The sequence below is a fragment of the Streptomyces sp. AB3(2024) genome, assembly GCF_041862025.1.
GTDB lineage: Bacteria > Actinomycetota > Actinomycetes > Streptomycetales > Streptomycetaceae > Streptomyces.
This window is the reverse complement of record NZ_JBGWAB010000054.1, coordinates 1-12396: the sequence shown is the minus strand read 5'-3', so window position 1 is coordinate 12396 and position 12396 is coordinate 1. Positions and strand designations below refer to the sequence as shown.

General features: G+C 70.8%; 10 protein-coding genes and 1 pseudogene. All 11 read right to left on the bottom strand.

From position 1 onward, the window contains the following. Nucleotides 1–52: 52 nt before the first annotated feature. The gene (locus ACEPPI_RS21350) at nt 53–643 is read right to left on the bottom strand and encodes a Uma2 family endonuclease (RefSeq protein WP_356219665.1); all 591 of its coding nucleotides are present in this window, start codon (nt 641–643) and stop codon (nt 53–55) included. 97 nt (nt 644–740) lie between these two features. Then, entirely contained in the window at nt 741–2018 is a 1278-nt protein-coding gene (locus ACEPPI_RS21345; protein WP_030231066.1) for a thymidine phosphorylase, read from the bottom strand. Nucleotides 2019–2156: 138 nt separating this feature from the next. Continuing rightward, nucleotides 2157–2555 carry a cytidine deaminase gene (locus ACEPPI_RS21340; protein ID WP_371677015.1) on the bottom strand — a complete coding sequence of 133 codons (399 nt, stop codon included), beginning with the start codon at nt 2553–2555 and terminating at the stop codon, nt 2157–2159. Then, entirely contained in the window at nt 2552–3817 is a 1266-nt protein-coding gene (locus ACEPPI_RS21335; RefSeq protein WP_373916842.1) for an ABC transporter permease, read from the bottom strand. The genes ACEPPI_RS21340 and ACEPPI_RS21335 overlap by 4 nt, the downstream gene beginning before the upstream one ends. Further along, complete coding sequence (locus ACEPPI_RS21330) at nt 3814–4929, bottom strand: ABC transporter permease (protein ID WP_373916841.1); 1116 nt, start codon at nt 4927–4929, stop codon at nt 3814–3816. Before ACEPPI_RS21330 ends, ACEPPI_RS21335 begins: the two co-directional genes overlap by 4 nt. Continuing rightward, nucleotides 4926–6659, bottom strand: a complete 1734-nt coding sequence (locus ACEPPI_RS21325; protein ID WP_373916877.1) for an ABC transporter ATP-binding protein — start codon at nt 6657–6659, stop codon at nt 4926–4928. The genes ACEPPI_RS21330 and ACEPPI_RS21325 overlap by 4 nt, the downstream gene beginning before the upstream one ends. A gap of 165 nt (nt 6660–6824) precedes the next feature. After that, nucleotides 6825–7898, bottom strand: coding sequence for a BMP family protein (locus ACEPPI_RS21320; protein WP_373916840.1), 1074 nt, complete (start codon nt 7896–7898; stop codon nt 6825–6827). A gap of 242 nt (nt 7899–8140) precedes the next feature. Next, complete coding sequence (locus ACEPPI_RS21315; protein ID WP_373916876.1) at nt 8141–9385, bottom strand: amidohydrolase; 1245 nt, start codon at nt 9383–9385, stop codon at nt 8141–8143. Between the two features lie 137 nt (nt 9386–9522). Continuing rightward, nucleotides 9523–10710: a hypothetical protein gene (locus ACEPPI_RS21310; protein ID WP_373916839.1), complete on the bottom strand. Its 1188-nt coding sequence runs from the start codon at nt 10708–10710 to the stop codon at nt 9523–9525. A 32-nt stretch (nt 10711–10742) separates the two neighbouring features. Then, a complete protein-coding gene (locus tag ACEPPI_RS21305; protein ID WP_373916875.1) occupies nt 10743–11657 on the bottom strand; it encodes an N-acetylneuraminate synthase family protein in 915 nt (304 codons plus the stop codon). Nucleotides 11658–12038: 381 nt separating this feature from the next. Next, a pseudogene (locus ACEPPI_RS21300) lies at nt 12039–12341 on the bottom strand (cytidylyltransferase domain-containing protein); the annotation flags it as partial. Between the last annotated feature and the right edge of the window lie 55 nt (nt 12342–12396).

The window sequence follows — 12396 nt, the reverse complement described above, 5'->3', positions numbered from 1 at the left end:
ATGGCCAGCGGCGCGCCCCCGGGGCGGGGAGGCGCTGCCGCGGCTCTGAGGGTCAGGGGCGGGGGAAGCTGAAGGTGTCGAGAGTGAGCTCGAACGGCTTGGGCAGCAGGACGGCCTCACCGAACTTGCCCGCGTGCAGGACGCGGTACTTGCTGTCGCTGGGCTCACCGTAGAGGTAGATGGCGGGCCCGCCCGTCGCGTGCGGGTCGATGAGGAGGTACAGGGGGACGCCTGCGGCGGCGTAGCCGTTGAGCTTGCACACACGGTCGTTGACGGCGTTCGACCTGGACGTGATCTCGACGACGAGCTCGGCTGCCGCGGCCGGAACGAAGTTCCCCTCCGCGTTGACCACCTCGGCGGGTACCACAGCCAGATCCGGAACGTAGAGCCCACTGCGCGACGGCACTGCGACGTTGAGGGTTTGGTAGACATCCCAGTCGTCGGGAACGGCAGCCAGTAGTGACCGGTGCAGCTTCCCTGCGATGTAGTTGTGCTGGTTGGCGGGCGGTGGTGCCACGGTGACGATCCCCTCGATGATCTCCACCTTGCAGCCCTCCGGCCAGTCCGACTCCTCCCAGAGGCGGACAAGCGCGTCCCAGCCCTCGCCACCGGATGGCTCGTGCTGGACGGTGAGTGCGCTCATGGTGTGCTCCTCAATCGGTTCGTCACCGATCCCAGCATGACGAACGGGACCGGTGGGCGTCCACCGGTCCCGTTCAGCCGTACGGGTGGGCCGTGCGTCAGGCGATGCGGTCCAGGACGATCGGGGTGGCCGAGAAGGCCGTGCCCGCCGGGGCCACGTCGTAGGAGCCCTCCAGGGAGGCCAGGGCGTACTCGAACTTCTCCGGGGTGTCCGTGTGCAGGGTCATCAGCGGCTGGCCCGCGGTGACCGTGTCGCCCGGCTTCGCGTGCAGCTCGATGCCCGCGCCGGCCTGGACCGGGTCCTCCTTGCGGGCGCGGCCCGCGCCCAGGCGCCAGGCGCCGACGCCGACCGCGTACGCGTCGAGGCGGGTCAGGACGCCCGAGGCGGAGGCGGTGACCACGTGCTGCTCGCGAGCCACCGGCAGGGCGGCGTCCGGGTCGCCGCCCTGGGCGGAGATCATCCGGCGCCACACGTCCATCGCGGAGCCGTCGGCCAGGGCCTTCGCCGGGTCCGCGTCCTTGATGCCCGCGGCGTCCAGCATCTCGCGGGCCAGGGCCAGCGTCAGCTCGACCACGTCGGAGGGGCCGCCGCCGGCCAGGACCTCGACGGACTCGCGGATCTCCAGGGCGTTGCCCGCGGTCAGGCCGAGCGGGGTGGACATGTCGGTGAGCAGGGCGATCGTCTTGACGCCGCTGTCGGTGCCGAGGGCCACCATGGTGGAGGCCAGCTCGCGGGCGTCCTCGATGTTCTTCATGAACGCGCCGGTGCCGACCTTGACGTCCAGGACGAGCGAGCCCGTACCCTCGGCGATCTTCTTCGACATGATCGAGGAGGCGATGAGCGGGATGGCCTCGACGGTGCCGGTGACGTCGCGCAGGGCGTACAGCTTCTTGTCGGCCGGGGCCAGGCCGTCGCCCGCCGCGCAGATGACGGCGCCGGTGGTGTCGAGCACGTTCAGCATCTCCTCGTTGGAGAGCAGCGCGCGCCAGCCCGGGATGGACTCCAGCTTGTCCAGGGTGCCGCCGGTGTGGCCCAGGCCGCGGCCGGAGAGCTGCGGAACGGCCGCGCCGCAGGCGGCGACGAGCGGGGCCAGCGGGAGGGTGATCTTGTCGCCGACGCCGCCGGTGGAGTGCTTGTCGGCGGTGGGGCGGGAAAGGGAGTCGAAGTTCATCCGCTCGCCGGAGGCGATCATCGCGGCGGTCCAGCGGGCGATCTCGGCCCGGTTCATGCCGTTGAGCAGGATGGCCATGGCCAGAGCGGACATCTGCTCGTCGGCGACGACCCCGCGGGTGTAGGCGTCGATGACCCAGTCGATCTGCTCGGGGCTCAGCTCACCACGGTCCCGCTTGGTCCGGATGACGGAGATGACGTCCATGAGGTGACTTCCTTCTACGCGCATAGAGATGAGGGAGGGAGTTCAGGGAATTCGAGGGGGGGTTCGAGCGGGGCCCGACCGGCCCGGGGGAAGCGGGACGGCCCTCCGCCCGGCAGGGGCGGAGGGCCGTCGGCACGGCTATCTCAGGTGGTCGGGCCCGAAGGCCTGCGGCAGCATCGCGCTCAGCGGGAGGATCCCGTCGGGCGTGTCCACCAGCAGGTCCGGGCCGCCGAACTCGTAGAGCAGCTGGCGGCAGCGCCCGCAGGGGACGAGGCTCTGGCCCTTGCCGTCCACGCACGTGAAGTGGGTGAGACGGCCGCCGCCGGTGGCCTGGAGGGAGGAGACCAGGCCGCACTCGGCGCACAGGCCGAGTCCGTAGCTCGCGTTCTCGACGTTGCAGCCGGTGACGACCCGGCCGTCGTCGGCCAGCGCGGCCACCCCGACCGGGAAGCCGGAGTAGGGGGCGTACGCCCGGGTCATCGCGACCCGGGCGGCGGCCCGCAGGGCTTCCCAGTCCACCGCGTGCTCCGCGGTCACTTGCCCTGGCCCTTGCGGTACGGCATGCCGTCCGCCTTGGGCATGCGCAGGCGCTGCGCCGACAGGGCGAGCACGAGCAGCGTGGTCAGGTACGGGGCGGCGTCGACGAACTGGCTCGGCACCTGGTCGGTGAGCGCGTACCAGATGAAGAGCCCGGCGGCGCAGACCGCCGCGATGCCGGCCTGGACGTGCTTCTTCTTGTACAGCTGCCAGGCGACGACGAGCACCAGCAGGATCGCCAGGAGCAGCAGCATCGCGTGGACGTTCTCGGCGCCGCCGCGCAGGCGGAGGCTGTAGGTGAAGCCGAAGAGACCCGAGCCGAGGGCCATGCCGCCCGGCATCCAGTTACCGAAGATCATCGCGGCGAGACCGATGTAGCCGCGGCCGCCGGTCTGGCCCTCCTGGTAGATGCCGGTGGAGACGATCGCGAGGAAGGCACCGCCGAGGCCGGCCATCCCGCCGGAGACGATCACCGCGATGTACTTGTACTTGTAGACGTTGACGCCGAGGGACTCCGCGGCGATCGGGTTCTCACCGCAGGAGCGCAGTCGCAGGCCGAAGGCCGTGCGCCACAGCACCCACCAGGTGGCGGGGACCAGGAGCACCGCGACGACGGTCAGCAGCGAGAGGTCGGTGACCAGACCGCCGATGACGCCGGCGAAGTCCGAGATCAGGAACCAGTGCTTGCCCTGGAGGGTCGCCATCCAGTCCGAGAGTCCCGGGATCGTGATCTCGGTGATCGAATCGATGCGCGGGGACTGCTTGGAGGAGCCGCCCGGGGTCTTGTCGAAGGTGAAGTTCGACAGGTACTGGGTGAAGCCGACGGCCAGGATGTTGATCGCCACACCGGAGACGATGTGGTTCACGTTGAAGGTGACGGTGATGACGGCGTGCAGCAGGCCGCCGATCGCGCCGCCGATGATGCCCACGAGGACACCGGTCCACGGACCCCACTGGTAGCCGGCCCAGGCGCCGAACCAGGTGCCGAGGATCATCATGCCTTCGAGGCCGATGTTGACCACGCCCGCGCGCTCGGCCCACAGGCCGCCGAGGCCCGCGAGGGCGATCGGCACCGCGAGCTGGAGGGCGCCGGAGACCTGGCCGACGGAGGTCAGGTCGTTGGCTCCGGAGATCAGGCGGACGACCGAGACCAGTGCGAGGCCTCCCGCGATCATCAGCAGGATCCAGGGCAGGGTGAGCTTGCGGCGGCCGCCGCCCTTCTTGGGCGCGGCGCTCGTCGCGGAAACGGTGCTGGTGCTCACGCCGCGACCTCCTTGTTGTCGGTCTTGAGGGCGTGGCCGGCGGCCAGCTCTTCGCCGACCTTCTGCTGCTGGCGGCGGATGCCGTAGCGGCGGACGAGCTCGTAGCTGACGACGACCGCGATCACGATCAGGCCCTGCATGATCGTGCCGATCTCCTTGGCGTAGCCCTCGGTGTCGAGACCGGCGGACGCCTTGTCGATGAAGGCGATCAGGAAGGCCGAGAAGAAGATGCCGATCGGGTTGTTGCGGCCGAGCAGAGCGACGGTGATGCCGGTGAAGCCGACACCCAGCGGGAAGGACAGGTTGTACGTGTGCGACTCGCCCAGCAGCAGCGGCATGCCGGTCAGACCGGCGACCGCGCCCGAGATGAGCATCGCGGTCATGATCATCTTCTTGGGCTCGACGCCGGAGGCCTGCGCGGCGGACTCGCTGGCGCCGGAGGCGCGCAGGTCGAAGCCGAAGCGGGTCCGGTTGAGCACGAACCAGTAGACGACGCCGAGCGCGAAGGCGATGAAGGTGAAGCCGTAGATGTCGCCGCCGGACAGGGACAGGGCCGGGAACCAGCCGGACTCCGGGATGTCACCGGTGGTCAGGTCGTTCGAGCCGGGCGGCTGCACGCCGAGGTTCTTCGGCAGGATCAGCCAGGCGATCAGCGAGGTCGCGATGGCGTTGAGCATGATCGTGGAGACGACCTCGCTCACGCCGCGCCGGGCCTTGAGGATGCCCGCGATGCCGGACCAGAAGGCGCCGGTCGCCATGGCGACGAGCACGATCAGCAGGACGTGCAGCGGACCCGGCAGCGAGACCGAGGCGCCGACCACGGCGGAGACCATCGCCGCGAGGCGGTACTGGCCGTCGACGCCGATGTTGAAGAGGTTCATCCGGAAGCCGATGGCGACGGCCAGGGCTGCCAGGAAGTAGATGCCGGCCTGATTGATGATCAGGACCTGGATGTCCTCGTAGCTCGCCTGCTCGATCATGATCCGCAGCGGGTCGATCGGGTCCACGCCCGAAGCGGCCAGCACGATCATGGTCAGCACCAGGGCGCTGACCAGCGCGAGCACCGGTCCGGCGGCTGCGAGGAGCAGCCGGTCCTTGTCGAATTTCTTCATCGGGCCTCGTCCTCCGTGGTGTCGCCGTCGACCCCGGCGGAGTGGTCGTCTTGGGCTTCGAGGTGGCCGCTGGCGGCGCCGGTCATGGCGGTGCCGAGCTCCTCGGGGGTGATCGTCGCAGGGTCCGCGTCCGCGACCAGGCGACCGCGGTAGATGACGCGCAGCGTGTCGGACAGGCCGATCAGCTCGTCCAGGTCCGCCGAGATCAGGAGCACGGCCAGGCCCTCGCGACGGGCCTCGCGGATGGCGTCCCAGATCTGCGCCTGCGCGCCGACGTCCACACCACGGGTGGGGTGGGCGGCGATGAGGAACTTCGGGTTGTGGCTCATCTCGCGGCCGACGATCAGCTTCTGCTGGTTGCCGCCGGAGAGCGAGGCCGCGGTGACGTCGATACCGGGGGTGCGGACGTCGTACTCGCGGACGATCCGCTCGGTGTCCTTGCGGGCGGCCTTCGGGTCGAGGATGCCGCCCTTGGAGTTGGGCCTCTCGGTGACGTGGCCGAGGATGCGGTTCTCCCAGAGGGGGGACTCCAGGAGCAGGCCGTGCCGGTGGCGGTCCTCGGGGATGTAACCGATGCCGCCCTCGCGGCGCTTGCGGACCGGCATCTTGGTGATGTCGGCGCCGTCGAGGGTGATGACGCCCGCGTCGGGGCTGATCATGCCCATGAGGGCCTCGATCAGCTCCGTCTGGCCGTTGCCCTCGACGCCGGCGATGCCGAGGATCTCGCCCTTGTGGATGGTGAAGCCGATCCCGTCGAGCAGGAGGCGGCCGGCGACCGGGGCCTCTCGCAGGTCGGTGTCGGAGTCGCCCAGGGCCGGCGCGGAGGTCTCGGGGGTGGTGACCGTGCCGGAGTCGGCGACGGTCAGGCTCTCGACCTTGAGCATCGGGGTCGTGGTCACCGTGGACTCGCGGGTCTCCGGCGAGGGCAGCTCGGTGCCGACCATCAGCTCGGCGAGCTGCTTGGTCGTGGCCGTCTTCGGGTCGGCGGTGCCGACCGTGGTGCCGCGGCGGATGACGGTGATGTCGTCGGCGACCTTCAGCACCTCGCCCAGCTTGTGCGAGATGAAGATGACGGTCAGGCCCTCGGCCTTGAGCTCGCGCAGGTTGTCGAAGAGCGCGTCCACTTCCTGCGGCACGAGCACGGCGGTGGGCTCGTCGAGGATGAGGGTCTTCGCGCCGCGGTAGAGGACCTTGAGGATCTCCACGCGCTGGCGGTCGGCGACACCGAGGTCCTCGATCAGGGCGTCGGGGCGCGCGCCGAGGCCGTACGCGTCCGAGATCTCCATGATCTTCTTGCGGGCCTTGGCGCCGATGCCGTAGAGCTTCTCGCCGCCGAGGACGACGTTCTCCAGGACGGTGAGGTTGTCGGCCAGCATGAAGTGCTGGTGAACCATGCCGATGCCGCGGGCGATGGCCTCGCCCGGGTTGTTGAAGGAGACCTGCTCCCCGTCGATGGCGATGGTGCCCTCGTCCGGCTTCTGCATGCCGTAGAGGATCTTCATCAGGGTCGACTTGCCGGCACCGTTCTCGCCGATGAGGGCGTGGACCGTGCCCTTGCGGACGGAGATGGCGATGTCCTTGTTGGCGACGACGCCGGGGAAACGCTTGGTGATGCCGTGCAGTTCTACGGCGAGAGGGGGGCTGGACGCGTTGATGACGCACTCTCCTTGGCGCGGAAGGAGCTGGAAAGCCAAGTTGGCAGGGGGGACAGGGCGGGGGAGAGAAGGTATCGCGTCCACGATGCCTCTACGCGCGTAGCACTGTCGAAAGTGAAAACTTGCGGCCAACTGGCCACAAGTTCGCACGGACTGGGGGCGAAGACGCGGTTCGGGGTCCGGGAGCGGGTTGACCGCTTCCGGACCCCGGGGACCACGACTACGCGTCAGACAAGGGCCTTACGGCGTGGTCTTGACGGTGATCTTCTTCGCGATGATGTCGGCCTTGGCCTTCTCCACCGCGGCGGTGACGTCCGTCATTTCCTTGTACTTCGGGTTGGAGTCGGCCAGGCCGACACCGTTCTTGTCCAGGCCGTAACGGACCTCGCCGGACTCCGGCTTGCCGTCCTTGACCGACTTGATCAGGTTGTAGACCGCGTCGGAGACGTCCTTGGTGACCGAGGTCAGGATGTGGTCCTTGTACTTCGACAGACCGGCCTGGTTGTACTGGTCGGAGTCGACGCCGATGGCCCACTTGCCGGCGCTGGAGGCGGCCTCGATGGCGCCCGAGCCCGCGAGACCGGCGGCGGCGTAGATCACGTCGGCGCCGCCGTCGAGCTGGCCCTTGGCGGTGGCCTTGCCGAGGTCGGGCTTGGCGAAGCCCGAGAAGTCCGGCGGCTGGGTCAGGTAGGCCGACAGCACCTTGGCGTTCGGGTTGGTGTCCTTGACGCCCTGCTCGAAGCCCGCCTGGAACTTCTTGATCAGCGGAACCTCGACGCCGCCGATGAAGCCGACGGTGTTGGACTTCGACGCCTTGGCGGCGGCGACGCCGGCCAGGTAGGAGCCCTGCTCCTCGTTGAAGACCAGGTTGGCGATGTTCTTCTCGGTCACCGAGGTGTCGTCGATGATGCCGAACGTGGTGTTCGGGAACTTCGCGGCGACCTTCTTGATGGCCGGGGCGTAGGAGAAACCGACGCCGATGACCGGGTTGTTGCCCTTGCGCGCCAGCTCGGTGAGGCGCTGGACCTTGTCGGCCTCGCTCTCGCCCTCGGTGGGCTCCGCCTCGGCGGTCTTGACCTTGAGGTCCTTCGCGGCCTTCTCCAGGCCCGCGTAGGCGGCGTCGTTGAACGACTGGTCGCCGCGGCCACCGACGTCGTAGGCAATGGCGGCGCCGGCGCTCTTCGTCTCCGAGGACGAGGAGGACGACGACGAGGACGAGGCGTCCGAGGACTTCTTTCCGCCACAGGCGGTGGCCGAGAGGGCCAGCGCCGCGGACGCGATGCCCACGGTGGCGATCCTGGTGATCCGGCGCAAGGGGAGGCTCCTTCAAAACCTGACCGAAGCGCCACGACCGGCGCTGGTTTAGCGGCGATCGTAACGCGCGTAGATGTCAGTTAAAGGCCCGTTCATGAGTCGTTATCGGATCGTCGCGAACCGGACAGTGACCGGTTGGTAACGCGACAGGTGCCCAGCCCTTGCGTACCAAGGGCTGGACAGCTCCGCCGGCAAAGAACGGATTGGGGTAGAGACTTTGCCCCTGCTTTGCCGCTCGTGCGCTAACCGACCACACCCGCGCGGCAGCCGTCGAGCAGCGCGGCGGCGGTGAAGAACTCCACGCCGACGGCGATCGCGCTCTCGTCGACGTCGAAGTCGCCGCGGTGCAGGTCGCGCTTGGCGGTGTCGCCGGGCCTGCGGACGCCGAGGCGGGCCATGGCGCCGGGGACGTGCTCCAGGTACCAGGAGAAGTCCTCGCCGCCGAGGCTCTGCTCGGTGTCCTCGATCGACCCGGCGCCGCAGCGGGCCGCCATCGCCTCCCGGAGCAGTTCGGTGACGACCGGATCGTTGACCACCGGGGGGACCCCGCGCACGTGGTTGATCTCGAACTTCGCCCCGTGCATCGTGGCGACCTCGTCGATCGCCGCGTGGATCATGTCGGGGGCCTCGTACCAGGCGTTCAGGTCGAGGCAGCGGACGGTGCCGGACAGCTCCGCCTGCATCGGGATGACGTTGCAGGCGTGACCCGCCTCGATCCGGCCCCAGGTGACCGACATGCCCGAGCGGGCGTCCATGCGCCGGGTCAGCAGGGCGGGGACGTCGACGGCGAGGCGGGCCGCCGCCGTCACCAGGTCGGTGGTCAGGTGCGGGCGGGCCGTGTGACCGCCCGGGCCGGAGAGGCTGACCTCCAGCCGGTCGCAGGCAGAGGTGATCGCTCCGGTCCGCAGCCCGATCCGGCCCGCGTCGACGCGCGGGTCGCAGTGGACCGCGATGATCCGCCCCACGCCGTCCAGCACCCCGGACTCGATGGCCTCGCTCGCGCCACCCGGCAGCACCTCCTCGGCGGGCTGGAACAGCAGTCGCACCGGGCGGGGCAGCAGCCCCTGGCGGTCGAGCTCGGCGAGCACCAGGCCCGCGCCGAGGACCACGGCCGTGTGCACGTCGTGCCCGCAGGCGTGGGCGCGGTCCGGGACGGTGGAGCGGTACGCGACGTGCGTCTTGGCGTCCGGAATCGGCAGGGCGTCGATGTCCGCGCGCAGGGCCAGCATCGGCCGCCCCCCGTCCCGGGTCCCGACGTCACAGATCAGCCCCGTGCCGGACTCCAGCACGCGTGGGCGCAGGCCGGCTTTTTCGAGCCGGGCCTTGATCGCCGCCGTGGTGCGGAACTCCTGGTGTCCTAGCTCGGGATGCATGTGCAAGTCCCGTCGGAAGGCGATCAGTTCGGCACGCAGGTGGTCCGGAAGCTTGCCGGGCAGCTCGGGCCGGTCGGGCGTGCCGGGCAGGGCGGTCTGGGACTCGCGGGACATCAACTGGTTCACCCGTTGAAGGGTAGGCCCACGGATGGGTCAACTGGCCGGGGATCACCAAAAGTTCATGCCGTTAGGGGAAAGAAACCCGGCCTCTGGACGCATGACCGTATGCTGCCGGGGGTAAACTCGCGCGCTCATCCGGCCGCGGGGGCTGCCTGAGCGGGGAGTCTGCGCACATCACGGGCCGTTTCGGTGACGCCCGCGAGGAAGCTGCGGGCCCTCGGCGAGGCGGCGGCGGTGAGCCAGGCGGGGTCGATATCGCATACGGCCACCGTCACGCCGGTCCCGGTCAGCGCGAACGGCAACGTGTGGACGACGGTGGACGGGAAACTGACGATCGTACGGCCGACCGGGCCGCGCCGGGCGATCAGCTCCAGCGGAAGGTCCGGGCGCACGATCTCCAGCCCGGTCGCCCCGCTCAGCGCGCGCAGCTTCTCCGGGGACTCGCGGCGGTGCGCGAAGTAGCGGGTCACGCCGTGCTCCAGGGTCAGGGCGCGGACCGCGTCGAGGTAGCGGGCCGGGTCGACGACCCCGGTCTCCACCAGGGAGGTGCCGACGAGGTCGGTGCCCTTGGTCAGGCGGGGCGGGCCGAAGCGGGAGCGGGTCCAGGCGAAGTCGTTGACGCGCAACCGCATCCCGGGCAGCGGGGTGACCGGCATCGAGGTGAAGACCTCGGTGACGCGCCCGCCGCGCGGGGTCAGCCGGCGCCGCGCCGTCCCCGACACCGGGGCGTACGCGAGCTCGCGCGCCCGGGACAGGGGCCCGCCGCCGGTGCGGTGCCAGCGGCGCAGCCGCTCGCCGCGCCCGAGCTGCGCGATGAACTCCATGGTGGCGGTGCCGTCGTCCACGACGACCAGTTCGGCGGTGCGGGCCGGGACCAGCAGCAGCTGAACGAGCCGCGAGAAGGGGTCTCCGACGACGATCCGCCCGGCCCGGCGCACGGCCGGGGTGAGCGCGGTCAGGGCCCCCACGGGGCTGCCGGAGCCGCCGCGGGCCTCCTGCCAGTGCACGGCGTGGCCCTCGTCGCGGGCGATTCCGGCGACCCGGCGCAGCTGTCCGCGGGACATCGGGTCGGTGGGCGGCAGGACGACGACGCGCAGCCACCCGGCGGCCGGCCGCGGCGGGCCGTCCTGCGGGCGGCCGGCGCGGCCGGGGAGGGAACCGGGCTGGCGGGGGACGGCGGACAGCAGGGGCGCGGTGTCCCCGGTCTCGGACTCGGCATGCGCGTGGGTGTGGGCGTGGGCGTGGGCCCATTCGAGCACGTTGAGCAGCTGGACCGGGCTCTCGACGAGGGCCAGCGTGGGGGCGGGAGAGTTCACCACTGTTCCGCTCTTGGAGGAGGGGTGGGGCCGGGTCAGACCGCTGCCGGGGCCTGGCCCTGGACGCGGCGGAGCTTCTTCATGGGGCCGAGCTCGGACCCGTAGACCTTCTTGACGCCGTCGCCGAGTGCGGTCTCGATGGTGCGGATGTCGCGCACGAGGCGGGCGAGGCCGCCGGGTTCGACGGAGGCGGCCTGGTCGGAGCCCCACATGGCGCGGTCGAGGGTGATGTGCCGCTCGACGAAGGTGGCGCCGAGGGCGACGGCGGCGAGCGTGGTCTGCAGGCCGGTCTCGTGGCCGGAGTAGCCGATCGGGACGTTCGGGTACTCCTCCTGGAGGGTGTTGATGACGCGCAGGTTGAGCTCCTCCGCCTTCGCCGGGTACGTCGAAGTGGCGTGGCAGAGGAGGATGTTGTCGCTGCCGAGCACCTCGACGGCGTGCCGGATCTGCTTCGGGGTGGACATGCCCGTGGACAGGACGACGGTGCGGCCGGTGGCCCGCAGGGCGCGCAGGAGTTCGTCATCGGTGAGGGAGGCGGAGGCCACCTTGTGGGCGGGCAGGTCGAACTTCTCCAGGAAGGCGACGGCCTCGGTGTCCCAGGGGGAGGCGAACCAGGCGATGCCGCGGCGGGCGCAGTGCTCGTCGATGGCCAGGTAGTCGGCCTCGCCGAACTCCACGCGGTGGCGGTAGTCGATGTACGTCATCCGGCCCCAGGGGGTGTCGCGTTCGACGTCCCACTGGTCGCGCGGGGTGCAGATCTCCGGGGTGCGCTTCTGGAACTTGACGGCGTCGCAGCCCGCGTCGGCGGCGGCGTCGACGAGGGCGAAGGCGGTGCCGAGGTCGCCGTTGTGGTTGATGCCGATCTCGCCGACGACGTAGACCGGGTGGCCGGGGCCCGCGATGCGCGAACCGAAGCCGCGCTGGCGGGAGTTGGGGGTGGCGACGGTCATGGCAGGGGGTGTCCTTCGGTCGGTGGGGGCGGAGTCCGGTACGTGGGGGGCGTCGAGGAGGGGCGCCAGGAGGCGGGCGCGGGCGAGGTCGTGCGGGTCGTCGACCTCCAGGACCCGCGCCGGGTCGGCCGGCACCGGCAGGGTCCGGCCGAAGAAGCGGTGGCGGGCCGTGCGGAAGCCGGCCGCGTCCATGGCGTAGGCGGCGCCGGTCTCCAGCAGTTCGGCGGGGCGGTCCTGCCTGCGGGGCCGGTACGCCGCCTCGTGGTTGACCCCGGCTCCGCGGCCGTCGGGACCCGTCCGCCACAGGAAGCCGTGGAAGGGGGCTGCGGTCAGGGCGGTGTCGGCGGCGCCCGAGGCCACGGCCGCGGCCACCGACTCGACGTCCGAGGGGGTCAGGAAGGGGCTGGTGCACTGGACCAGCAGGAGCACGTCCACGGTGAGGGAGTGCAGTTCCTCGAAGGAGTCCAGGGCGTGCAGCAGGGCCGCCTCGCTGCTCGCGGTGTCCCCGGAGAGGGCCGCGGGCCGGGTGAGCACCGCGGCTCCCGCGGCGCGGGCGGCCGCCGCGACGGCCGGGGAGTCGGTGGAGACCACCACGTCGGTGACGGTGGGCGCGGCCCGGCAGGCCCGCACGGCGCGGGCGACGAGCGGGATCCCGCCGACGGGTGCGGTGTTCTTGCCGGGCACCCCCTTGGACCCGCCGCGGGCCGGGATCACCGCGAGGACCCTCACAGCTCGCCCA

Coding starts and splice junctions, on each gene's coding strand:
- ACEPPI_RS21315 (WP_373916876.1), bottom strand. CDS start 9,385: ATGTCCCGCGAGTCCCAGACCGCCCTGCCCGGCACGCCCGACCGGCCC.
- ACEPPI_RS21350 (WP_356219665.1), bottom strand. CDS start 643: ATGAGCGCACTCACCGTCCAGCACGAGCCATCCGGTGGCGAGGGCTGG.
- ACEPPI_RS21330 (WP_373916841.1), bottom strand. CDS start 4,929: ATGAAGAAATTCGACAAGGACCGGCTGCTCCTCGCAGCCGCCGGACCG.
- ACEPPI_RS21345 (WP_030231066.1), bottom strand. CDS start 2,018: ATGGACGTCATCTCCGTCATCCGGACCAAGCGGGACCGTGGTGAGCTG.
- ACEPPI_RS21305 (WP_373916875.1), bottom strand. CDS start 11,657: ATGACCGTCGCCACCCCCAACTCCCGCCAGCGCGGCTTCGGTTCGCGC.